Genomic DNA, 23,140 nt, shown 5'->3' with positions numbered 1-23,140 from the left:
GTACTCCTAGTTCTCAGGCTCGACGGGGAAGCCTTCGGCGGTCATTTTCTTCAGCACGTCCTGCCAGCGCGACAGACGTTTGGTATCGCTCACACGCTTGTTGCCCTGCGCACCCGGCAAGAACAGCCCTTCGGCGTTGAAGGAATACACAGGCAACAGGTCCGAACGTTCGCTGGCAGGCTTGATTTCATTGATGAGGCTGTCGAGTACCAGCGGCATCGCGCCGGGGCTCGAATAGTAGGTCAGCACCATGTGCGCGCGGTTCAGGCGCAAGGCTTTAACGTAAGTGATTTGCAGCTTCTCGCTGGAAACACCCAGATGACGCAGGCTGAAATACTTGGCGATGGCGTAGTCTTCACAATCACCTGCGCCCTTCCACAGCGCCTCGATGGGCGTGGCCCAATAATCGACCTCATGCCACAGGTCGATGTCTTCTTCATAGCGCATCTGCTTGTTGAAGAACTGGTTCACCACTCTCAGCTTGTCCATCTCGCTGATCTGCTTTTCGGTCGACAGCAGATTTTGCCAGGCGTCGATCCGCTGCTTACCGGCCCCCAAAGGCCCATACAACGCCTCGGCACGGCGACTGATCAGCGAAAAGTCCCAGTCAGCGCTCAGATAGCTCGCACACGCCGTGCACGTCAGTGCAAGCGCGAGCAGCAGCCAGAGTCCAGGGCGCTTGTGGGCGGAGAGTACTGCCAACTTGTCTAGTCCATCAGGCAAATGGATAACAGGTGAGATGGTGAGGGGTTGGCCGGGGAAAGGCAATGGCGGAATGAGATCATATGTGCACCGCTCTCAATAAGACGGCGCTGCAGCCACGCCACATCCGGTCAGCTTTTTGTGATGGCCTTACATAAAGGGCAAAGGTACAATTTTGGTCCAGACCATGAAGACCGGCGCCAGAATGGACAATCTAGTCAAAAAGCACGCATATTCAGCAATCGAAGAAGCAACACTGGTGTTGGCGCCATTTCCACATATCTACGTTGAGCGCATTCTGCCCGATGAGTTTTATTCAAAATTACTGAGCAAGCTTCCACCTGATGATGATTACGATATTTATCCCGCGCCTTATGAGCAACGGCACTATATCCAACTATCTCCCAGCCGGACTACGAAGCTAACAGAAGAGGTATCACAATTCTGGAAAGAGTTTGAGGCGTGGATTCATTCTCAAGAATTTCTTGAGATTCTGGTCGAGAAGTTTGGAAAGCGCCTCCAGATCAACCATCAGTACAGAGAAAAAGACTTGATGAAGAACTCTATTTCTGACGAGTGCGTGAGAGTAAGTCCAAGATCACTGCTGGTTCGTGATTATCAAAACTTCGCGCTCGGCCCTCACACGGACAGTGAGACCAAATTCATTGTTGGGGCGTTCTACTTCCCAAAAGATGAATCACTCCGCGAGTTCGGAACAAGCATCTACACACCGAAAGATAAACATCTGACCTCCTGGTCCTCCCCACACATGAAGCATGAAGATTTTAACCTTGTTAAGACCTTCGAGAACCGCCCGAATACCATGTTGGTTTTCATGAAAACTGATCATTCTTGGCATGGCGTCGAGCGCAAGCAACACTCTAATGTCGGCCGAGACGTCCTATTCTGGATTCCACAGATCGGCGCAGCAGCAGGCGCGGAAATTCCGCTGCGACTCCCCAAAAAGTGGTTCAGCAAGCCATCACTGTTAGACCGCATAGCATCCAAAATGGGCGTTTAGCTTTGCGCCACCGGATGAAGGCCCGCACTGTGCGGGCCTTTCTGTTAAATGACACCCGCGCGTAGCAAATCTTGAAGGTTGAACGCACCAACTGGACGCGCGTTCTCGTCAACCACAATCAGCGATCCTACTTTGTGGTCTTCCATGATTTTCAACGCCTCAGCTGCGAGCATATCAGGGCGCACAGTCTTCCCATGCGACGTCATAACCTCATCAATGAGAGTTATGCGAACGTCGACTGAACGATCCAAGGCACGCCGCAAATCACCATCCGTAAAAACCCCCGCGAGTCGCCCGTCAGGCTCAACAATCGCTGCCATCCCAAGACCTTTACGGGTCATTACCATCAACGAGTCACGTAGCAGCGTGCCACGACTAACCAGTGGTAAATCGTCACCGCAGTGCATCACATGCTCAACCTTAAGCAAGAGACGTCGGCCAAGCGCCCCTCCCGGATGAGAGAAAGCGAATTCCTCCGCAGTGAAGCCACGAGCATCAAGCAAGGCAATTGCCAACGCATCCCCCATGACCAACGCTGCTGTAGTCGAGGACGTCGGTGCCAGATTCAAGGGGCAAGCCTCATTTTTAACGCTCGCATTGAGGTTAACTTCTGCGGCCTTCGCCAACGCCGACTCCGGGTTCCCCGTCAGACTAATAACTTTAATTCCTAAACGCTTGAGCAACGGGAGCAATGTAACGATCTCGGCCGTGCTCCCGGAGTTGGAAAGAGCGAGGATAATGTCTTCCGACGTAATCATCCCCATATCACCATGACTGGCCTCAGCAGGGTGAACAAAAAACGCCGGAGTACCAGTGCTTGCCAGAGTTGCAGCGATTTTCCGCCCAATGTGCCCAGACTTGCCCATGCCGACCACCACGACTCTGCCCTTGCTGGAGATGATCAGTTCGCAGGCATGAGCGAAGTCCGAGTTGATATGCGCGAGCAGCCCCTCAACCGCCTCGATCTCCAGGCGGATTGCGTGCTGGGCTGATTGAATAAGATTATAAGCTCGAGTCATAAGTATAAAATCGATATGATAAAAACAAATATTGGGCAAGTGCTCATATTTCGTATATTTTGAACCTCATATACATATCAATCAGGGGCATCAAAGCCTGGACGATATTTGATGAGCCTGGCGGGCACCCCACCCACTATGGCTCCGCGCTCAACTGGCTTATTGACGACAGAGCCGGCTGCAAGAATAGCCCCATCAGCGATATTAACGCCGTCTAGAATCCGACAGCCTGTACCCACCCAAATATCGTTACCCATCACGATGCCAATACGAGTGAGGCCCTGCTTAGCGATAACCACATTGGGATCATCATAAACATGGTTAGCAGGAATGATGACGGTATGTGCCGCAATTCTCACGTAATCACCCGTTTTCAAACCACCGTGTCCATATACAACACAATACGGATTCAGCGAGTTGGATCTGCCCAACTCGATTGAACCACCCGGTCCGGTTTCTACGATCGCGCCATATTGAATAACACTGCCATCACCAATCACAATCCGCGACTGAGCATTGGTACAGATTAGTCGCGCGCCGGATTTGATCACGACACGCTTGCCAATGACTATATTTTCCAAACATCCTTCAAAGCACGCATCAGGCGCAATTTGAGCGCCCTCACCCTGCAAGAACGCAGGCTCCTTTTGCACCACCTCAGGAGCGAAAATCAAACGCTTTAGTTTTGAAAGCAGCGATAACATCAGTACTTCACCACGTACGCTTTGGTCCGATTAGGCGCATCATCCCCGTAGCGAATCTGAGCCAGCTTTTCAGGTTTATCACTGAAAAACTCGTCAATGGCTTTCCCCGCCATTGGATAATTAACGGAGTTGTAATCATCGAAAAAAATCACTCCGCCTTTCACCATGCGGTTATAAAAGTACTCCAAGCACTCAATGTGAGGTTCGAAAAGATCGCAATCGATATTGACATAGTGGTAGCGCTCCTCACGCAACAGTGGCAAGGTTTGACTGAACAGCCCCTCCCGCAGCTCCACATGGGCGCTCAGCCCCGCTGAATCGACCAACGATTGAACATGAGCAAGAGATGTTTCTGTGAATAATGTTTGATTTCGATAGACGGCATCTTCTGGAGCAAGCATTTTATCCTGCTCCGACAACGGTGGCAGACCACTAAACGTATCGAGACCGATCATTCTGAACGGTATGCCGGACTCAAAAGCATACTTCGAGCATGCAATCAAACTGCTGCCGGTAAAAACCCCACACTCTACCGCATTGAATCGGGAGAGATTGCCAAGTCCTTTATTCCAAAAAAAACGCCCCCACAGACCTTTTCTCTTTTGTTGCCTGTCACCTCTCAAATAGTTAGCAATTGCTATTTGAAAGCCGTGCAACACAGGAATCCGCTCGAAGAAAATTTCCGGGAACGGCGGCATATGCGGAAACGCCAAGGAAGCATTGAATTTAGGTTTTTTCTTTTTTACAACTTGATCTGAAGACATTATTCTACCTTAGCACTGGAAATAGCCAAACCCAAATCAACAATACCCGTTTGCCCCGATACGGTCGCGACGTCGAAACTGAAGAAGTTTTGCGACATCTCCAAGGGAACAGCCGCATCCCCGACAACCTCGTTAATAATATAACTCAGAAAATACTTCCCGCCGAGCAGCCGATTATCGAAGGAGAACACCAACTTATACTCATCGCCTTCTTCGACATCCGTAAGCATTGGGCCGACTTCGGATCCATCAATAGAGCAGACGCTGATTCCAGAGCTGTTCCTAATACCAAAATTAAAAGCCACACAACTGATAGCAGATGGAGCAACAAACACCCCACTAAAAAGATACTTATTTGAATCCTTGAGGTACTCCAGCGAAAAATTCGTAATCATACGATCCGCCGACGCATCACTGCCTCGTGCCACCTTACCGGCGGAACGGTGCTTCATCTCTTGCGTGCTTCGAATATCCTTATAAACCTCCAGCCCTTCAAACACTGAACCGTCATGAACTTTCTTGCCCCCTTCAATGACCACAGCGCGAGTGCAAAAATTTGCCAAGAGATTCTGATTATGAGTCACCAACAAAAATGTCTGCCCCGCATCCCGCATCGCACGAATACGGTCGTAGCATTTCATACGAAAGCTGGCATCGCCCACCGCCAACGTTTCGTCGATAATGATAAGGTCCGCATCCACATGCACGGCACAAGCAAATGCCAGACGAGATTGCATCCCTGAAGAATACGTCCGAAGGGGTTGATCGAAATACTCACCCAGATCAGCGAAAGCAATAATGTCCGCGATTCTGCGATCTGTACCTTCCTTACCAATACCTTGGATACTGCAAAAGAGATACGCATTCTCACGACCTGTGAAGCTAGTATTGAATCCAGCAGTGAGCCCCAAAAGTGTTGCAATTCGGCCATACCGCTGCACAGACCCTTGAGTGGGTTCGATGACATTGCCCAAAATACCAAGCAACGTCGTCTTCCCCGCGCCATTGCGCCCAATGATGCCTACTGTTTCACCGCTGCGCACTTTCAGATTTATGTTATCTAAAACCTTCTTACCGCCCACAGCTCTGGACGTTCGCTTGAACAGTGCGTCAAAAAAAACAGTGGTCGGACGTAATGAGCTTGCGTAGCGCTTGCTTACACTTACAGCCTCCAGGAGCACTCGGTTGTGCTCAATATTAGACGACATCAGCGACAACCCCTTTAATTCTTTTGAATAGCCATATCGCCAACACACTCAACAGCAGGCAAGAGACAAACAACGCACCCAGCACACCCCATGACGGACTATGCCCGAACACCAGCGCCTCCCTCAGAGGCTCAACAATCAATGTAAGAGGATTGAGCCAAAGCAGAAACTGAAATGACTCAGGGGCGAGGCTAACAGGATAAGAGATGGGTGCCGCGTAAAACAACACTCTCATCAATAGTCGCACGGCCTCTGAGATATCACCGATGAACGGACCGACGACCGACAAAATCAGAGAAACTGCTGATATAAGAATTAAAGAAAAGCTGAGCAGCACCGCTGTCCATGCGATATTTTCCGCCTCGAACTTTGAAAACCAAGCACACAGAATTAAGACCATGACTGCATACACAGCGCCGTGAATATAAGCTCGCATCAAATTCGCCACCCACAGCACCCATAATGGAAACGGCGATTTGACCACGTACGTTCTTTTACTGGAAAAGAGTATAGTCGAGGAGTTAACAACATCCGATATCAACAAATAAATAGATAGCCCTATAAAAAAAGGCAAAACAAAGCCAACCGACACCTCTGCACCTGGTTCTTTCCAGCTAACTTTTAGTATTCCACCAAAAACAACGGTATATACAGACAGCAAACACAGGGGCGTCAGCAACATCCAGAAAATGCCCAGCAACGATCGCTTGTATTTTGCTTGCAAATCTCGCCTGGCTAAATCCCAAGCCAATCTAAAACACTCTCCTAGCCCCATAAAATCCTCATAAAACGACGTGCAGCCAATTGACACTATTCCCAAGCACGAGAGTATAAAGGAAATGCTCCCCAGAAAGCGATCTGACCTATGCTTTGACTCTCCGCCAGCGGCATGACAAGCGCCCCTTAGAGTCAGGACGCAGGTGAGCGGATCGCCAACGCAGGCCCCGGAAATGACCGCACGTATGCACCAACCCCAGAGAGCCTACACCGCCAAGACAGACTCGAGGGCTGACGGACGGCACACCATAATGCGCCTCCCCTCCGGTTCGCCTCAGCGGGCCCGACAAAAAGACTGACTACATCGAAATCTTGGGATAGGATCCAGCTAAGGCGACCAAACGATTCAAGCGTCACCATTAGATTTCCGCCTTTTATGAGCCCCTAAGAAAAACTACTTATCGATATTCTAAGGCTAATATGAATTTATTCGACATGGTCAGCCGTAAAGATGAAGTCATCACAGTCAACGACAAGGTTTCACTCGCCAAAGTAAAACTGTCCGACGGCGAGCTATGGCGCTGCTTACGCATGGAGCAGCACCGAAGCACCCATATCACGGTATCCGCCATTACGCAGTGGTATCCGTTCTCCACGCGTCCTGAAACAGTAGGTTGGTACGCACGCACCTTGAAAAACTCCGCAACGGTCGAAGTACGGCTAGTGCAAAAAGATACAATCATGGGCTCCACGCGGATCAATATCGATACGACACCTAAAGCAATTCCGATTCCTTGGCCGCTCATACAGTCCCCGCTCTCTCCTGAACTGTCGCTCACCCTTCACTTTGATCTCGCAAAGGGTCAGCAGGCAGATCTGATGATCAACCGTTGCCTGGAGCGAAGCGAGCTAACATCGCTCGCACATGGAAATGGGATAGAGATTGGGCCAGGACCACGCCCGCAAATTCACAACAGCGCTACAGTCTCGGTAAAATACGTAGAAGAAATGTCTGCCGGGGAATGGAAAAACTTATACGACAAAGATGGGCAGTACGAATCAGACCACTTCGACTGGTCCAACCATATTGTTGGCAAAGCGAGCGAACTCCCTTGCGAAAATGGATCACTCGATTTCATATTTTCCAGCCACGTATTTGAACACTTAACGAACCCCCTCGGCCATCTGAGCCACTGGGCATCTAAGTTAAAGTCTGGCGGGGCCATTCTAGCGGTTGTTCCTGACGTTGCCGGGACCAAAGACTACCGGCAGCAACCTAGCAACCTTCAAGAGATGCTCCACGAGCAGCGGGAAGATATCTGGGAACCATCAGAGCATCACTATCGTCGCTGGGCGAGCACTCGCGGCGAGTGGAGTAAGCGGGTTGAAGAGGCCATGGCGCAAAAGCGGTCCATTCACGTACATTTCTATACACGAGAAAATACCGCAACCGTTCTGAATTATGCAACGGCTCACCTCGGCTTCGAATCTTTTCATCTCAGACACACCCCAAACCACCGAGATTTCTATTGGGTGCTTATCAAAAAATAGTGACGAGCGCACCGAGATATTAAAAAGCATCTCGGTGCGCCTTTACTACCCTCGTATCGATCGCACAGGACTAATCAAGAACATCCGGCATATTGAATTTTGCCCACTCGGCGAACTGAGAGATTATCAACCGACTGCCATACTCCGAGTAATGACGAAAATCTCGAAGCAGAGGCATTCCACCTTGCACTAAGTGACACTTCTCCTCATCGCAAAATAGCTTATTCTGGTCGAACAGCGGAACATCAGGATGTCGGGCATGAACCTGGCGAATGACATTTTCAATACCCTGCTGCTGAGCCTCCACCGCTCTTCGATCAACTTCACAATTATTCGCTCTGGTGCCAAACGGCCGAGAGAAACAAGTACGAATGTCATAGGTAACTTCTGGTTTCGGCAGGAAGATAACAGACTGTACACCATGCGCCTTCAGGAACGTCAGCTTCTCATCCAGAAATTTCATATAGCGGACATTTGCATTATCCCCTCCTGGCTGTTCAGCGCCGCTAATCATGTCAACGCGGCGACCCTGCTCATCAATACGGGGCCATAGCATACTAATGATTGCGAACTTTATAGAGGGATTATCTTTAACAATTCTCTCCTGCATATCGCAGTCAATCTCATAGCCTCCAGGCTCACATGACCCATAGGATAGAACGTTCTGTCTGGAAAAGCGGCTGTCTTCAACCAATCCCCCATACAAGTGGTTGGCGTAGCTGTTTCCGATCAGTATGAGCGTGGGCGATCCTGGGCGCTCCTGTGAGCAAAAGTACCGAAACGTCCCTGGATACAACGACACACAAAGGTCATTCTTTGTATACTTCCACGTTGGTCCTACCATTTGAAGTGTCGCTTCCTTACGAGCAGCCTCAAACCCACGGGACGGAAAGCCGTGCATTTTAAATATCACGCCAGCCGCAACTGAAACAACGGCCATGGCCGCAACCAGTGCATAGGTCTTTGTATTGCCAGCACCGTAACGAAGCGGGCGCTCAACATATTTAAACGTCAGCCACGCCAAGAGCACTGACGCTACCGCGATAACTATACGCACCCACGCCGGGGGGAGACCGCCATTGATGACGTGCGCAAATGACAGTAATGGCCAGTGCCATAGATACAGCGGAAAGCTGATCAACCCAATGACCACAAGCAGGCGATGTGCAAGCACCTGCCTGTTCAACCAGGATTCTTCACCTGCAAAAATAACCAAGGCGCACCCAAGAGTAGGCAGCAACGCCCAATATCCTGGGAAGTGAACATTCTCTTTCGCCCAAATGTAACCCACGCTGATACACGCCAGACCCGCCACCGAGCTAGCGTTTGCTACTTTCACACCAAAGACAGTGTACCGTGCAACTTGGTGAAGCCTTTCTTTATGGAAGTGCACCCCCGCAGCCAGCAGGGCACCAAGCCCTAGCTCCCAAAATCTTGAATAGGGGAGATAGAATGCTGCCACCTGGTTATCACGAATCAGATGAATGGAACTCCAAAATGACAAAGCCAGCAAAATCGCAAGCACGCCATAGATACTGACCCTACTTCGCCAAGCGGCAATTAATACCACAGGCCAAACAAAATAAAACTGCTCCTCAATACCCAAGGACCACAGATGAAGCAGCGGTTTGGTAACGGCATCTATGTCAAAATAACCACTTTCTTTAAAGTATCCGAAATTTGCAGAGAAGCCCGCGCCGTACAAGACATGTTTACTCAGCGCTCGGTACTCATCTGAAAACAGAGAAAACCAACCACCCCCCATTACAAATAACATAACCAGCGCCAACGCGGGAAATATACGCCGAATACGACGCTTATAGAAACCCGCAAAACTAAATACACCCTCGCTCAGTTCCTTATACAGATTACTTGAAATGATAAAGCCAGAAATAACAAAAAATACGTCAACACCTATAAAGCCACCGGTCAGCGCACTCGGAAAAGCGTGATACAGCAACACCCCCAAAACTGCCAGCGCCCTCAACCCGTCGATATCCGGCCTATAACCGACATGCCCCGAGCTTGCCGAAGACTTAAATATGGTCATCAATGCACCTTGCTAATGGAATATCCCAACACCCAATCATGCCACCACTCATTCGCCGGTGAACGCACTAAGATGTTTTACCCTGACCAACCAGCTCTCCCCTGAGAAAAGCGGCGCTACCTTAGCACATACGTCAAGGCGTATAACCATCACAACCAGTGACTGGCAAAGGTCATCGCTCCACCAACGCCCCCTCATTCCATTCATTAACTGGAATGACATGGCCAATCCGTCCCAACGTACTCCCGCCTTGAGCCGCCGAAGACATATTCAGTAACCATCTACCCTGCCGTCAGAACTCCACCATTGGTAAGCGCGCGACTGTTTCAATTTGGAAACACGCAACCACGCATGACCGAGATTGACGGTATTCAACGGTCCGCGCCGGTTGATTGACGAGGATCAAGCTCTCTTTCGATGAACGGGGTGTTATCGCTACAAAATATCCACGATGAGACTCGTTTAGGTAGAATGGCCCACGCATGGGACGTGCCAACGTCTGTCGCGCCCTTGAGCCCGGCTAGCCGCAAAACTGCCACCGCGCGACCACCAAGGAGAGTACATCGCCACCCCTAGCTTCAACGTCGCAGCCCATGCTGGCAGTAGGTGCCTCAACGGAAAGCATCGCGGACCGCTGCAGCGCCACGCACTCAATGCACCTTTTTTCAATCAAAGAGCAAAGTAGTTAAATGCTGAAGGCCGGAGAACACTTAGGGATGAATAACCTTCAGAATGAGCAGTCACTCGTTATCGGCTGGTGTGTGTCCTCTCTTTCACCCAATGTCGCCAGCGTTCGCTATCGTGCGCTCTTGCCCATCGTCGCTTTGGAGGCAGCTGGGCACACGTGCCACCTATTCACCAATACCGACCATGTTGATTTGAGCAGCCTGGATGCGCTGGTCATTGTCAAAGACTTTACCCTCGAGGCTTATCAGCTTATTCAAAGAGCCAAAGCAGCGCACGTCCCAGTCATTTTTGACCTTTGCGACAACATTTTTGTCGAGGGATACGGCAAGCACTCTGCGAACGCACCAAGCGAGATGTTCTCGGCGATCACCAAGTACATCGATGCCGTAGTCGTCACTACCGCCCCGCTAGCAAATGCCATCTCGCGTCACGCGCCCGATGCCCTGATCAATGTCATCCCTGACGGGATCATTCAGAGTGATGTGGGAGTGGCTATCGATGCTCGCCTGCTAGCAGCACGCTCGCGGGCGAATCCGAGAAAAGCATCGGGTGGAGGCATTATCAACAAGCTCCGACATAAAGTCCGAGTGATGGGTGGAGCATCGCTGAGGACCCTGTTCAAGAAGGTGATTAAACGTTGGCGGACGCTACTGACGCTGGGCTTCTGGCAGCGTCGCGTGAGCAAGGTGCTGGCTCATGTAAAAAACAAAGTCGCGATGGCGGCAATTCGTCGTCACCACGCCGCCGCGGCAGCACCGGCTATCAGCACAGTGCCTAGGGAAGAGCAAACAGTCGCATCACCCAATGCGGCACGCCTACTTTGGTTCGGCAATCATGGCGCTGATTACGCTGATTTCGGGATGATGGACTTGCTGCGCATCAAGACGGATCTTGAAGTCATCGCGCAAGAATACGACGTCGAATTAGTGGTCATTAGCAACAACCGGGAAAAATACCTCACCTATATAAAACCCATAGCTATCGCGTCGCGTTACATCGAATGGACGCCAACGATTGTCGAAGCGGAAATGTCGAAGGCGACTCTCGCGCTGATCCCTAATTCTCGCGACGAGTTCAGCATTTGTAAATCTGCCAATCGCTCGGTCCATGCTCTAACGAACGGGCTACCCGTCGTCGCGACCAGTACACCGAGCCTGTCCCCGCTCCAAGGCAGCATTTGCATTGATGACTTTACAGCTGGGATGAGACGTTATCTTTCCTCAGAACAAAATTCCGCCAATGACGTCAGCTTCGGCAACAAACTTGCCATGACTCATTTCGGCCCAAAGGTAATCAGCCAGTCTTGGATCGACACGATAAAAAACGCAATCGCCAACGCTCGAACTGAAAAGCCTGTCCCTCAAGTCATTTTCGTGCTGAATCTCATCCAGGACGTTGATGTAGTGCTGCCTGTCATCACCGAAGCTGACAAACGGGGCATCGCTTTTGAAGTTTGGTGCAGTTCCACCCTGTTGAAAAAGCATCCCCGCGTTTTGAGTATCTTCCAAGATCTCGACACCTCGCCCGTTGTGCTTCTTGAAAGCGAAGCCAAACGACTACCCGCGTTCTCTTCAAGCACGCGAGCACTTCTGACGGTCACCGAAACGAATCTTGCACCTCATGTCTTCACTCGCACACTGACCGAACGCGCTAACAAATACGGTTTGATGACGGCAACGTTGCAGCATGGCTTTGAAAACGTAGGCTTGACCTACAGCGACGAGATTCATCATGTACGCAAAGTAACCTTCGCGGCGAAGAAGGTATTCCTCTGGGGCCCGTTAGGCACATTGCACCCAGCGGTGAAGCCAGCAACACGCGACAAGTGCGTGCCTATTGGCTGCCCTAAGCTCGTGAGCCAAGCTGTAGCGAACCTTGACCATATGATCAGCCCAACGGCTACAGTAATTGGTATTTTTGAGAATCTGCACTGGCATCGGTATGACGAAGCCTACAGGCAGTTCTTCATTGAAGGCGTAGTGTCTCTGGCTGAGCGTTTTCCTGAGATGATTTTTCTAATCAAGCCTCATCAGGCGGGCCTATGGTTGACAAGACGATATAAACGGGACAAGCCTGTTGCGCCTAACATCCTGATCGTTGACCCCGAAAAATCGGAATGGCAACGATTCGATATCAACCAACTACTGGGCAGAATGGCGGCGGTTATCACCTCACCCTCTACTGTCGCGTTGGATGCCGCACGCAGAGGCCTCAGTGTCGCAGTCGTGGCCCATGACCTGCAGCTTGATCAATACGCGCCGTTACCTCGAATCAACACAATCAATGACTGGATAAGTTTCGTTGTCAGCATAGGCACTAGCTCTGCGCCCGACGGACGCTCTCTAGAGTTCGTAAAGCGTACGGTCATTGAAGGACCCGCAGCATCCAACATTCTGGACTACTTGATTAGTTAATTTTTACGGAAATTCTTTAATGACTCATAACGTGTTAATTACTGGCGGTGCAGGGTTTATCGGCTCTCGCTTAGTCATTGCCCTCCTGAAAAAAGACCCTGCTTGTAAAATCTGGGTTTTTGACAATCTGCACCCTCAAGTCCACGGCGACCACCCTGCGACCCCGGAGTTCGGGGCTGGTGTTACGTTCGTCAAAGGCGATGTTACTGATGCTCACGCCCTCACAAACGTCGTAAAAGCGTGTAATCCGCAGATCGTTTATCATCTGGCAGCCGAGACAGGCACAGGACAGTCGTACGACGAGCCAACGCGCTATTGCGCAGTAAATGTCTTGGGTACCAGTCACCTCATCGAGGCATTGCGTACTCAGACAGATGTAAAGAAAGTCGTACTGGCGGCGTCTCGCGCAGTCTATGGAGAAGGCGGTTACATCGATGCTAAAGGAATCGAGTTCGTCGGCCTTCCGAGGCAACCTGAGACCATGGCGTCTGGCGACTTTTCGGTCCCTGTGCCTGCCGGAATCGAACTGCCCACTCGGCCGATCCCAAGCCATGCAGGCCTGCCGCCGGCACCGGCCTCCGTTTATGCGTCGACAAAGCTAATGCAAGAATATCTGTTGTGCCAAGCAGGCGAAGGCTCTCCGTGGGATGCGGTCATCCTGCGCTTCCAGAATGTCTATGGTCCAGGCCAGTCCTTGCGCAATCCCTATACAGGAGTATTGTCGATCTTCGCACGACAGATTTTGTCCGGCGCAGAGCTAGCCATCTATGAAGATGGCAACATCGCGAGGGATTTTGCCTACGTTGATGACATCGTCGGTGCCTTGGTATCGGCAGGGAACACAGATGTTAAACACGGAACCATCATGGACATCGGCAGCGGTGAGCCCGTCACCATCCTCGATATGTCGAAGATGCTGATGCGAGCTCTCGGCAAGCGCGATGATGCTTTGAAGATTACCGGCGCATTCCGCATCGGTGACATCCGATACGCGTGTGCGAACATAACGGCCGCTCGGGAAATCATGAACTGGCACCCTCAGATCAGCGTTCAGGAAGGCGTGATCCGGCTAGCAGAATGGGCAAAAACCGAATTCAGCAACGTACAGGGATAAGGAGAGCTTACTGTGTCCAATGATGAGATCATCCGAGTCTACGTGGGCGTAGATCGGTCGCAGCTTCTTGCTGTACCGGTCTTGGAGTATTCCATCAAGCGCCACACGACAGCCAATGTCGAAGTCATTCCGATGCTTGACTTACCGGTCCCCGTACCCGCAGACCCTCGAAATGGGCAGCGGACGGGTTTCTCGTTCAGCAGGTTCTGCATTCCAAAGTTAGCGGGTTATAAAGGCAAGGCGATTTACATGGACGCGGACATGCTGGTGCTCCGTGACATCCGCGAGCTGTGGAACATTCCTTTCGATGGCGCGAAAATCATCATCCAGCAAGAAGTGAAGCACACAGAAGACACCACCCAAAAAGTAGGTGCTCCTAAAGTGCGAAAGAAACAATGCGCAGTCATGCTGCTCGACTGTGATCGACTCCATTGGGACGTCGAAGATATTGTCCATGGGATGGATCAAGGTCGATATGATTACGATCAGTTGATGTCAGAGCTGATCATCCTTGACGAAGAGCATGTTAAATATGGTGTGCCGTTTGAATGGAACAGCCTGGAGCACTGGGACACTGACACCCGTCTGATTCATTACACCGACGTTTATACTCAACCCTGGTCGGCGTGCGGTAACAAATTCGCTTGGGTCTGGTTCAGTGAGGTTCGTCGGATGCTCGCCGATAAAACACTCACGGAAGCGTCGATTCGAGAGGAAATCAAGCTCGGGTATTTTCGCCCGTCGCTCATTCGAGATATCAAATATCGTCATTTGATTCCAGCCTTCCTGCACAAGATGTGGGATACCAAAAACGCTGCCCTCGACAGGCTTTCAGGATATGTGCCTCACAAAGCCGTTTATGAAGCCAAGCGTGAGAGACAACGAGTGATTAAGGACTACGAAGCACAACTTCTGGCCAAGACAGCGGCTGATCTGCCAACCTCCAATGAGGCCGGTCGCTGATGTTTGCGTTTCTTAAATCCTTGATAAAAAAAGCGCCCGCTGATAGTACCGCTGATTTCGATGTCTATAAGGCTGGTAACGCCGGCGCACAAAATGTGTTGATATTTACAGAGCACGTCAATGCAACATACTTCATTAGCTTTGACATTCCGCTCCGGAAAATCCATCAGCAAGGCGAGGTTAACTTCGCCGTCGTTTCGCAAAATTTACTCAAGCAAAAAGGAACTGCGGCAATCCCCCAGTGGAAAGCCTCATTTCGTCCCGACGTCGTGGTCATGACACGCTACGGCCTGCCTCATGGACGGCAGATTCTCAACTACTTCAAGCAGGAAGGTATACCCGTCATCTATCACATTGACGACAATCTGTTGGAGATTCCTCACTCCTTGGGTGCCGAAATTCAAAGAGTCCAAGGGGCCGGCGAGGTGATCGAAGAACGCCGCTACCTGCTCGAAAACTGCAATTTGATCTACGCATCGACTCCGCATTTGGCTAATTATCTACAAGACGTCTTTCCTGGCCAGCGTGTGTTTCACGGCATGTACGCACCCTACATGGCGGCACACATCAGCGAAAGCTCCCCTCCCACACGTGACTATCAGGTCGTGGGCTACATGGGTTCGAAAGGTCACCAAGAAGATTTGGAACTTGTCACATCGTCGATCGTTTCTCTACTGGAGGAGCGCCCCAATCTACACTTTGAGGTGTTTGGAACTATCCAAATGCCGAATGAGCTACAGCGGTTTGGCGATAGAGTAAAGAGCCATAAAGTGAATCAGGCCTACAGCGGGTTCCTCTCCACGCTGGCTGCATTGAACTGGGATGTCGGTCTAGCGCCATTGGTAAACGAGTCGTTCAATCTCTGCAAAGCACCGACCAAATTTATAGAATATACCGCGGCAAATATCCCAGTTATTGCATCGAATATTCCGGTTTACAGCAATGTCATCCCTGAAGGGGGTGGAATGATTGTCACGACCGATTGGCATTCGACGATAGCGCGCTTATTAGATGCTCCGGCAATGAGGGCCTCAACCCTTCAGACGGCCCGAGATTTTTGTCAGTCTCAATTTTCGGAAAACAGGCTACAACAGCAGGTCAAGCAGGTACTGGCTGAAGCCACGCAATAGAACCGCTAATGAGGGAAACCAATACGAATACGTTGAAAGTCTGAAGAATTTTCAACGAGGCTCAGATGAACAAACGCGAACGCAGCTCACCAACGCCGGGCATGGCTGAATTTGAGCCCCCTAACGTGCTGCCCCATCACCCAACGCACGACGCACGACGCACGATCAGAAACTTGCCGCCTACGGCGTTTGCAAATAGAACTGAGGCTTCGGAGCTATCGACATGGAAGAGACAATGCTACACACAGTAAGCGATCCTGAGCTGGTCCGGGTATTCGTGGCGGCCACGCCGGCTGAATGGCTGCCAATGAAAGTTCTGGAGTTTTCTATCCGTGAGCAAACAGAACTGCCCGTTGAACTGTCGGCTATTTACACGCACGCCCGTACAATCCCTGTTCCCAAGGACCCTGCCAACAGAGCGCGAACACCATTTTCATTTCAGCGTTTTCTGATCCCTGAGCTCTGCAATTTCCAAGGTAAGGCGATTTACATGGACGCCGACATGCAGGTGTTCCAAGATATATCAAGTCTTTGGAAAACCCCCTTTTTAGGCAGCGACCTGCAAACAGTAGGTAACGGTTCAGGAGGGCGACGTTCGCAATTCAGCGTCGTTTTGTTGGACTGCGCCCAGTTGAACTGGAAAATCGAAGACATCATCGCTCAACTCGACGACGGCACTCTGACCTACCAGACACTGATGTTCGATATGAAGGTTGCCAAGTCAGTCTCATATTCTCTTCCAGAGAAATGGAACTCACTGGAGCATTTCGAACGTGGCGAAACCTGCCTTCTTCATTACACTGATATGAATATTCAGCCGTGGGTTTCGCTGAGTAACCCAAACGGTCAACTCTGGGTGGAATGCCTCAAGCGTGCGATCGAGCAAGGATTTATCACCCGGCAGCAACTGAACCAAGAAGTCGCGCTAGGCCACGTCCGACCATCCTTGATCAGTCAAGTAACCAGCGATTCACTTTCAAACTGGAAACCTTCACTGGGCGAAATCTGGCGAGATCTACACTTTTCTCCCCCGTTCTATGCGATCACTGCGTCTAACAAAGGAGGATTACGCACAGCACTGTCCAAGCTTTCACGCGCGCTGCAGATACTTAAGCTCGCCGTCGTCAGCCAGCCAGCCCATCGTTAACCGAGAATCGCGCATCATCAGAAGCGGCCGGCATATAGCATGCGGGCCGTATTCATACCGTCACACGGACTTGTGAGGGGTCAGTCGAACACTTCGGCGTCGCCCAGCACCTTGCCTTGGGCATCTTTTGCCGATAGGACCGGCTCACAAGAGGTCGGCCACTCAACTGCCAATTCATCATCATTCCATACAATGCATCGCTCATGTGCTGGGGCATAGTAATCAGTGGTTTTGTATAGAAACTCAGCCGCTTCAGACAACACAACAAAGCCGTGCGCAAAACCTGCAGGAACCCACAGCTGCTTTTTGTTTTCGGCACTCAGGTGAACGCCAACCCATTTTTTGTAAGTCGGGGAGCTCTTACGGATATCCACAGCCACATCAAACACTTCGCCCCGAATGACGCGAACCAACTTCCCTTGAGGTTGCTTAATTTGATAATGAAGCCCTCGTAAAACATTCCGGGTCGACGCGGAATGATTATCTTGCACGAAGTTTACCGGATAACCAATGACTTCCTCAAAATTTCGTTGATTGAAACTTTCAAAGAAAAACCCTCGAGCATCACCGAACACCTTTGGTTCAAATATTACAACTTCTGGGATATCAGTACGTGTAAAGCTCACCACATCACCTCTATAATGAAACGTCTCAAACCCAATACAGGCCGATCGATCGCCGACCGCTATCTACACTCTCGCTTCAGGAGAGGCAGGCTATCAAAAAATAGCGACAAACGCGTAACGTGCGCGCCTGAAACCAAAGAATTTGGCACAGTTTATCATGAGTAAACATTCACGCCAGCCACTCGGGTCGTTTAGCTGCCTTTCTAGAAAAATCTGGCACCTGTAGCACGCTTCCATTTACCCTCCCCCTTGATATACTCAATTACTGTTTTTTGACGTGCACGGTTCAGCAGAATGCTTACGCGTAAGATCAGCACCACGACCCAACTAATAAACGCCAAGAGTGACTCGTCAACGCCTCAGACGGAAGACTTCACTGTCGCCATTCTGCTGTGCTCATACAACGGCGAGAAATTTCTGGATCGACAGATTGAGTCCATCCAGAGACAAACTCACAAAAACTGGACACTTTACATTTCCGATGATGGTTCATCCGATAGTACTCTATCGGTCATTCGCGCGTTACAAGGGGCAGTTCCTGCAGGAAAAATCCACCTTTTCAAAGGTCCTCGGCGCGGATTTGCCAGCAATTTTATTTCGTTATTAACACGCGCGGAAGTTCAAGCGGATTTTTATGCTTTCTGTGATCAGGATGATATATGGCATGAAGACAAGCTCGAGAGAAGCCTAAAATGCCTTGCTTCGGCTCCCTCCCACCTTCCAGCACTCTACTGCGCGAGAACCCGTCTGATCGACGAACAAGGCGCAATCATTGGCTACTCGCCACTATTCAGCAGACCCCCTGGATTTTCCAACGCCCTTGTTCAAAGCATCGCTGGCGCCAACACGATGCTGATCAACCATCAAGCCCGCGCACTTCTGAATATTGATTTTGAAGCAGCTCCGATTGTCGCTCACGACTGGCTGATATACCTAATCGTTGCGGGTGCAGAAGGTTTCATTTATTACGATCCTCTTCCCGCGCTGGATTATCGGCAGCACCCCGGAAATATCATCGGTGACCAGTCTGGATTTCACCTCAAGCTGACCCGCTTCAGGAAAGCATTTTCCGGGCGCTTTAAAGTTTGGTGTGATCACAATATAAAAATTCTGGGTCGAGTCCGCCATGTCTTGACGAAACAAAACCAGGTAAAACTTGATGACTTCTCCAGTGCCCGCTCAAGCGGCCTGTTGCGCCGAATGCACTTAATGAGAAGAGCCCGGATCTATCGTCAAACCGCCACTGGGAACATCGGCTTGTTTTTTGCGGTCGTGCTCAACAAGCTTTGATCATGCGTCTCAATGACCACAATCGTGTCAGGCCCCTATGACGGCTTTAATTAAGCAAATTGCCGTCAGGGCGACTCGGTCCCGTAATCGACGTCGAAGCACAGGAGACATCAGTGCGAGCCTCAGTATCGAAAAACGCGTTAGAACCGGTACCTGTAGAAAGGTGAAACTTGGAATATTCAACAAGGAGGACGTCAACTGGATCTGACCGAACCACCATCCATTAACAATTCGACGCCATCTTGCCCTGGCGGATCCAACACCAGCGTTTACGCCTACTTGGTTGCTCGCGTGCTGCCGATAATCCATGCCTGGGGCTGAGTCGATAATCCAACGGAAGCCTTGGCTACGTGCAAACGCGTAGCAAAACCAGTCATGCAGCGAGATATCCTGAACTCTTTCCCACTCAACTATCAGGAAACGCTTGAAAGCCCTCGCTAGCGTCGCACTGAGTACATACGTGCATCCTGGCCCTGCCGCCTCGAACAAATAATCCCATTTCACTTGGGGCTGTGCCTTGTCCACCAGCATGCGGCGTCCATCCGGCCAGAACGCCACGACGTTGCTTGAGTAACCATCCACCCTGTCGGAACGTAGCTTAGCAACCGCGCGCTCTAGTTTGTCGGAATACCAGATGTCGTCTTGATCGCAGAATGACACATAGTCGCAACACTCTAAGTCGACATCTCGCACAAGCCGGAAAAAGTTACGAGCAGCGCCGCCGAAGGGGCCTAGCGGGGGAAGTAAATAAACATTCGGATGCGCATCGGCATAGCGAGTACACCAGTCTTCCGTCCCGTCGCTGGATGGATCAACGCTGATGTACACGTTGACGTGCACCCGGGTCTGGGCTAGGACAGAGGCCAATTGCTCCTCTATCCATGACATCCCGTTGTATGCCGCTAGGAGTACGGCGACCGTGGGTAACTCAGAAGACATTTATTTGTTTCCAGGCACGAAATTGCAGAATCAAGCGCGGTCATGATCCAGCAGCTTTTGCAAATACTGCCCATAGCCAGTCTTCTTCAGCTTTTCAGCTTGGGAAGCTACCTGCTCAGCCGTGATCCAGCCATTGGTGTAGCCAATCTCTTCCAGACACGCCACCTTCCAGCCTTGGCGCTGTTCGATGGTGTGTACGAAATGGCTCGCCTCCAGCAGCGACTCGTGGGTGCCGGTGTCGAGCCAGGCGAAACCGCGGCCGAGCATCTGCACCGTCAGGCTCTTTTGCTCCAGGTAAACACGGTTGACGTCGGTGATTTCAAGCTCGCCACGCTCGGATGGCTTAATGCTCTTGGCGATCTCGACGACCTGGTTGTCGTAGAAGTACAGCCCAGTCACCGCGTAGCTCGATTTCGGCTTGGCAGGCTTTTCTTCGATGCTCAGTGCACGACCGTTGGCGTCGAACTCAACAACACCAAAACGCTCTGGGTCGTTAACGTGGTAGCCGAACACGGTTGCGCCTTCGGTCTGCTTGGAAGCCGCGCGCAGGTTCTCGGAGAAGTGCTGACCGTAGAAGATGTTGTCGCCGAGGATCAGGCAGCATGGGTCGTTGCCGATGAACGCTTCACCGATGATGAACGCTTGCGCCAGGCCGTCCGGGCTTGGTTGTTCAGCGTAGGTCAGTTGAATGCCATACTGGCTGCCATCGCCCAGCAACTTGCGGAACGCAGGCAGGTCTTCAGGGGTGGAGATGATCAGGATTTCTCGCATACCTGCCAGCATCAAGACCGACAGCGGATAGAAAATCATCGGCTTGTCGTAGATCGGCAGCATTTGCTTGGACACGCCCAGTGTGATCGGATGCAGGCGAGTGCCCGAACCGCCAGCCAGAATGATCCCTTTACGATTGGTCGTGTTCATTTGTTCAAAGCTTCCATAAGCACGCGGGTTACACCACTTTGCCAATCCGGCAAGTGTAGGGAGAAGGCGTTGCGAAGTTTGTCCGTCGCCAGACGCGAGTTCATCGGGCGGCTGGCAGGCGTTGGGTATTCGGTCGTGGCGATAGGATTGATCGTTTCCACGGCCAGAGGTTCGCCGTTCGTCCGGGCAAATTCGATGACGTAGCTCGCGTACGCGTGCCACGAAGTCTCGCCCGCAGGCGCCAAGTGGTAAATGCCACAGAGCGCGGGGTCAACCAAGGTTTTCTGCAGGGCAGCGACGGCAACATCAGCGAGCAGGTCGGCACCGGTAGGCACGCCAACCTGATCGACAATCACGCTGAGCGTTTGTCGTTCTCTGGCCAGGCGCAGCATCGTCTTGGCGAAGTTGTTGCCGCGTGCGGCGTACACCCAACTGGTGCGGAAGATCAGGTGTTTACAACCCGATGCAACGATCAGCTGCTCACCTTCCAGCTTGGTAGCGCCATAGTAGTTCACGGGGGCAACGGCATCGGTTTCGCGCCACGGCGTGGTGCCGGTGCCGTCAAACACGTAGTCGGTGGAGTAATGCACCAGCAGTGCGTCCAGCGCTTTGGCTTCTTCGGCCATGACGCCGCTCGCCAAGGCATTCACGGTGTGCGCCAGTTCGCGCTCCTTTTCAGCCTTGTCGACTGCCGTGTAGGCCGCAGCATTGACGATGACATCGGGCGCGAAGCTGCGGATCGCCGCACGCAAGCCGGTGAGGTCAGACAGATCGCCCGACAGCGTTCCGTAAGGCGTTACTGCAGGGTGACGGTCCAGCGCGACCACTTCACCCAAGACACTCAACGCTCGCTGCAGCTCCCAGCCAACCTGGCCGTTTTTACCCAGCAGAAGAATCTTCATGCTTTGTCGGAGCGCGCGGCGTAGTTCTTGTCGATCCACTGTTGGTAGCTGCCGCTCTTCACGTGCGCCACCCACTCAGGGTTGTCGAGGTACCACTGGACGGTTTTGCGGATACCGGATTCGAACGTCTCTTCCGGGGTCCAGCCCAGTTCGCGCTGGATTTTGCTGGCGTCGATCGCATAACGCAGATCATGGCCGGGGCGATCCTGCACGTAAGTCAACAGATCAACGTGCGGACGGAAAGCCGATTCTGGACGCAGTTCATCGAGCAAAGCACAAACGGTACGCACGACTTCAATGTTCTGCTTCTCGTTGTGACCACCGATGTTGTAGGTCTCACCCACTTCGCCTTCGGTCACGACTTTGTAGAGCGCGCGGGCGTGGTCTTCAACGAACAGCCAGTCGCGGATCTGGTCGCCCTTGCCGTAAATCGGCAGCGGCTTGCCTTCCAGCGCGTTGAGGATCACCAGCGGGATCAGCTTCTCGGGGAAGTGGAACGGCCCGTAGTTGTTCGAGCAGTTCGTGACCAGCGTCGGCAGAGCATAGGTACGGGCCCAGGCGCGAACGAGGTGGTCGGAGCTGGCTTTACTAGCCGAGTAAGGCGAGCTTGGCTGGTAAGGCGTGGTTTCGGTGAAGAGGTCTTCGGGACCTTCCAGATCGCCGTACACTTCGTCGGTCGAAATGTGGTGAAAACGGAACGCCGACTGGCGAGCGTCATCAAGGGTCGACCAGTAGCCACGAGCCGCTTCCAAAAGCGCGTAGGTGCCGATGATGTTGGTCTGGATGAACTCGGACGGGCCGCTGATGGAGCGGTCGACGTGGGACTCGGCAGCCAGGTGCATGACGGCATCAGGCTGATGCTTGTGGAACACGCGATCCAGCGCTTCACGGTCGCAGATGTCAACGTGTTCGAACGCATAGCGTTCGCTCTGATCAACGCTCTGCAAAGACTCCAGGTTGCCCGCGTAGGTCAATTTGTCGACGTTAACGACAGCGTCAGTGGTATTGGAAATGATGTGACGCACGACAGCTGAGCCAATGAAGCCAGCGCCGCCGGTGACTAAGATTTTCACGCGAGTTTCGTACCTTGAGTTGCTGACGGCCGCAGAGCGCGGCTATCTGATCCATGAAAGCGAATGCCGGGGGACACAACCCCGGCACCAAGACTCATCCGACTGAAACGCCCGCATCGAGTTCGGCACGCCCAGCGAGAAAAACGGCGAGCATTTTAGCGCCAAATGTAAGCATTAATAACACAGATGTTTATTGAT

General features: G+C 51.7%; 20 protein-coding genes. 8 read left to right on the top strand and 12 right to left on the bottom strand.

Going from position 1 to position 23,140, the window contains the following annotated elements; translation table 11 throughout:
- Positions 1-6 precede the first annotated feature (6 nt).
- Complete coding sequence (gene lapG / locus ACI5GA_RS19590) at positions 7-702, bottom strand: cysteine protease LapG (protein WP_421423883.1); 696 nt, start codon at positions 700-702, stop codon at positions 7-9.
- A 187-nt stretch (positions 703-889) separates the two neighbouring features.
- On the opposite strand from lapG, the gene ACI5GA_RS19585 reads away from it, so the two are divergent.
- Entirely contained in the window at positions 890-1,723 is an 834-nt protein-coding gene (locus ACI5GA_RS19585) for a hypothetical protein (protein ID WP_421423882.1), read from the top strand.
- Between the two features lie 44 nt (positions 1,724-1,767).
- Here the strand turns inward: ACI5GA_RS19585 and ACI5GA_RS19580 are convergent, their stop codons facing one another.
- The 5 genes from ACI5GA_RS19580 to ACI5GA_RS19560 form a co-directional block, all read right to left on the bottom strand.
- Entirely contained in the window at positions 1,768-2,742 is a 975-nt protein-coding gene (locus ACI5GA_RS19580) for a KpsF/GutQ family sugar-phosphate isomerase (RefSeq protein WP_421423881.1), read from the bottom strand.
- 77 nt (positions 2,743-2,819) lie between these two features.
- Positions 2,820-3,446 carry an acyltransferase gene (locus ACI5GA_RS19575; RefSeq protein WP_421423880.1) on the bottom strand — a complete coding sequence of 209 codons (627 nt, stop codon included), beginning with the start codon at positions 3,444-3,446 and terminating at the stop codon, positions 2,820-2,822.
- Positions 3,446-4,210: a TylF/MycF/NovP-related O-methyltransferase gene (locus ACI5GA_RS19570; RefSeq protein ID WP_421423879.1), complete on the bottom strand. Its 765-nt coding sequence runs from the start codon at positions 4,208-4,210 to the stop codon at positions 3,446-3,448. The genes ACI5GA_RS19575 and ACI5GA_RS19570 overlap by 1 nt, the downstream gene beginning before the upstream one ends.
- Positions 4,210-5,418, bottom strand: a complete 1,209-nt coding sequence (locus ACI5GA_RS19565; protein ID WP_421423878.1) for an ABC transporter ATP-binding protein — start codon at positions 5,416-5,418, stop codon at positions 4,210-4,212. Before ACI5GA_RS19565 ends, ACI5GA_RS19570 begins: the two co-directional genes overlap by 1 nt.
- Positions 5,408-6,169 carry an ABC transporter permease gene (locus ACI5GA_RS19560; protein ID WP_421423877.1) on the bottom strand — a complete coding sequence of 254 codons (762 nt, stop codon included), beginning with the start codon at positions 6,167-6,169 and terminating at the stop codon, positions 5,408-5,410. Before ACI5GA_RS19560 ends, ACI5GA_RS19565 begins: the two co-directional genes overlap by 11 nt.
- 446 nt (positions 6,170-6,615) lie before the next feature.
- Between ACI5GA_RS19560 and ACI5GA_RS19555 the strand changes: the two genes are divergently transcribed.
- The gene (locus ACI5GA_RS19555) at positions 6,616-7,686 is read left to right on the top strand and encodes a class I SAM-dependent methyltransferase (protein ID WP_421423876.1); all 1,071 of its coding nucleotides are present in this window, start codon (positions 6,616-6,618) and stop codon (positions 7,684-7,686) included.
- A 70-nt stretch (positions 7,687-7,756) separates the two neighbouring features.
- On the opposite strand, the gene ACI5GA_RS19550 is transcribed toward ACI5GA_RS19555, so the two are convergent.
- A complete protein-coding gene (locus ACI5GA_RS19550; RefSeq protein ID WP_421423875.1) occupies positions 7,757-9,736 on the bottom strand; it encodes an acyltransferase family protein in 1,980 nt (659 codons plus the stop codon).
- A 716-nt stretch (positions 9,737-10,452) separates the two neighbouring features.
- Between ACI5GA_RS19550 and ACI5GA_RS19545 the strand changes: the two genes are divergently transcribed.
- The 5 genes from ACI5GA_RS19545 (at position 10,453) to ACI5GA_RS19525 (ending at position 17,191) form a co-directional block, all read left to right on the top strand.
- Positions 10,453-12,837, top strand: coding sequence for a glycosyltransferase (locus ACI5GA_RS19545; RefSeq protein ID WP_421423874.1), 2,385 nt, complete (start codon positions 10,453-10,455; stop codon positions 12,835-12,837).
- 19 nt (positions 12,838-12,856) lie between these two features.
- The gene (locus tag ACI5GA_RS19540; RefSeq protein ID WP_421423872.1) at positions 12,857-13,951 is read left to right on the top strand and encodes an NAD-dependent epimerase/dehydratase family protein; all 1,095 of its coding nucleotides are present in this window, start codon (positions 12,857-12,859) and stop codon (positions 13,949-13,951) included.
- Between the two features lie 12 nt (positions 13,952-13,963).
- Complete coding sequence (locus ACI5GA_RS19535) at positions 13,964-14,914, top strand: glycosyltransferase (protein WP_421423871.1); 951 nt, start codon at positions 13,964-13,966, stop codon at positions 14,912-14,914.
- On the top strand, positions 14,914-16,044 hold the full coding sequence (locus ACI5GA_RS19530) for a glycosyltransferase family protein (RefSeq protein WP_421423870.1): 1,131 nt from the start codon (positions 14,914-14,916) through the stop codon (positions 16,042-16,044). Before ACI5GA_RS19535 ends, ACI5GA_RS19530 begins: the two co-directional genes overlap by 1 nt.
- A 223-nt stretch (positions 16,045-16,267) precedes the next feature.
- The gene (locus ACI5GA_RS19525; protein WP_421423868.1) at positions 16,268-17,191 is read left to right on the top strand and encodes a glycosyltransferase; all 924 of its coding nucleotides are present in this window, start codon (positions 16,268-16,270) and stop codon (positions 17,189-17,191) included.
- A gap of 80 nt (positions 17,192-17,271) precedes the next feature.
- Here ACI5GA_RS19525 and rfbC read toward each other — a convergent pair whose 3' ends face one another.
- Positions 17,272-17,817: a dTDP-4-dehydrorhamnose 3,5-epimerase gene (rfbC, locus tag ACI5GA_RS19520; RefSeq protein ID WP_421423867.1), complete on the bottom strand. Its 546-nt coding sequence runs from the start codon at positions 17,815-17,817 to the stop codon at positions 17,272-17,274.
- A gap of 294 nt (positions 17,818-18,111) precedes the next feature.
- Between rfbC and ACI5GA_RS19515 the strand changes: the two genes are divergently transcribed.
- Positions 18,112-19,107, top strand: coding sequence for a glycosyltransferase family 2 protein (locus ACI5GA_RS19515; RefSeq protein WP_421423866.1), 996 nt, complete (start codon positions 18,112-18,114; stop codon positions 19,105-19,107).
- Positions 19,108-19,134: 27 nt separating this feature from the next.
- Here ACI5GA_RS19515 and ACI5GA_RS19510 read toward each other — a convergent pair whose 3' ends face one another.
- From ACI5GA_RS19510 to rfbB, 4 genes are read right to left on the bottom strand one after another with little or no spacing between them, the layout of a single operon-like run.
- Positions 19,135-20,046, bottom strand: coding sequence for a glycosyltransferase (locus ACI5GA_RS19510; protein WP_421423865.1), 912 nt, complete (start codon positions 20,044-20,046; stop codon positions 19,135-19,137).
- A gap of 30 nt (positions 20,047-20,076) precedes the next feature.
- The gene (rfbA, locus tag ACI5GA_RS19505; RefSeq protein WP_421423864.1) at positions 20,077-20,967 is read right to left on the bottom strand and encodes a glucose-1-phosphate thymidylyltransferase RfbA; all 891 of its coding nucleotides are present in this window, start codon (positions 20,965-20,967) and stop codon (positions 20,077-20,079) included.
- Positions 20,964-21,869: a dTDP-4-dehydrorhamnose reductase gene (gene rfbD / locus ACI5GA_RS19500; RefSeq protein WP_421423862.1), complete on the bottom strand. Its 906-nt coding sequence runs from the start codon at positions 21,867-21,869 to the stop codon at positions 20,964-20,966. Before rfbD ends, rfbA begins: the two co-directional genes overlap by 4 nt.
- Positions 21,866-22,942, bottom strand: a complete 1,077-nt coding sequence (gene rfbB / locus ACI5GA_RS19495; protein WP_421423861.1) for a dTDP-glucose 4,6-dehydratase — start codon at positions 22,940-22,942, stop codon at positions 21,866-21,868. Before rfbB ends, rfbD begins: the two co-directional genes overlap by 4 nt.
- Positions 22,943-23,140 lie beyond the last annotated feature (198 nt).

It is taken from the genome of Pseudomonas sp. Pseu.R1 (assembly GCF_045764065.1).
In the GTDB taxonomy this organism is placed as follows: Bacteria; Pseudomonadota; Gammaproteobacteria; order Pseudomonadales; family Pseudomonadaceae; genus Aquipseudomonas.
The sequence above is the reverse complement of the archived record's forward strand: the minus strand, read 5'-3'. Positions and strand labels throughout refer to the sequence as shown.

Excerpts from the sequence above, each read along its gene's own strand:
- ACI5GA_RS19575 (WP_421423880.1), bottom strand. The coding sequence starts at position 3,446 with ATGTTATCGCTGCTTTCAAAACTAAAGCGTTTGATTTTCGCTCCTGAG.
- ACI5GA_RS19550 (WP_421423875.1), bottom strand. The coding sequence starts at position 9,736 with ATGACCATATTTAAGTCTTCGGCAAGCTCGGGGCATGTCGGTTATAGG.
- ACI5GA_RS19540 (WP_421423872.1), top strand. The coding sequence starts at position 12,857 with ATGACTCATAACGTGTTAATTACTGGCGGTGCAGGGTTTATCGGCTCT.
- ACI5GA_RS19570 (WP_421423879.1), bottom strand. The coding sequence starts at position 4,210 with ATGTCTTCAGATCAAGTTGTAAAAAAGAAAAAACCTAAATTCAATGCT.
- ACI5GA_RS19545 (WP_421423874.1), top strand. The coding sequence starts at position 10,453 with ATGAATAACCTTCAGAATGAGCAGTCACTCGTTATCGGCTGGTGTGTG.
- rfbA (WP_421423864.1), bottom strand. The coding sequence starts at position 20,967 with ATGAACACGACCAATCGTAAAGGGATCATTCTGGCTGGCGGTTCGGGC.
- ACI5GA_RS19585 (WP_421423882.1), top strand. The coding sequence starts at position 890 with ATGAAGACCGGCGCCAGAATGGACAATCTAGTCAAAAAGCACGCATAT.
- ACI5GA_RS19580 (WP_421423881.1), bottom strand. The coding sequence starts at position 2,742 with ATGACTCGAGCTTATAATCTTATTCAATCAGCCCAGCACGCAATCCGC.
- rfbD (WP_421423862.1), bottom strand. The coding sequence starts at position 21,869 with ATGAAGATTCTTCTGCTGGGTAAAAACGGCCAGGTTGGCTGGGAGCTG.
- ACI5GA_RS19565 (WP_421423878.1), bottom strand. The coding sequence starts at position 5,418 with ATGTCGTCTAATATTGAGCACAACCGAGTGCTCCTGGAGGCTGTAAGT.
- ACI5GA_RS19510 (WP_421423865.1), bottom strand. The coding sequence starts at position 20,046 with ATGTCTTCTGAGTTACCCACGGTCGCCGTACTCCTAGCGGCATACAAC.
- ACI5GA_RS19530 (WP_421423870.1), top strand. The coding sequence starts at position 14,914 with ATGTTTGCGTTTCTTAAATCCTTGATAAAAAAAGCGCCCGCTGATAGT.
- ACI5GA_RS19525 (WP_421423868.1), top strand. The coding sequence starts at position 16,268 with ATGGAAGAGACAATGCTACACACAGTAAGCGATCCTGAGCTGGTCCGG.
- ACI5GA_RS19555 (WP_421423876.1), top strand. The coding sequence starts at position 6,616 with ATGAATTTATTCGACATGGTCAGCCGTAAAGATGAAGTCATCACAGTC.
- ACI5GA_RS19515 (WP_421423866.1), top strand. The coding sequence starts at position 18,112 with ATGCTTACGCGTAAGATCAGCACCACGACCCAACTAATAAACGCCAAG.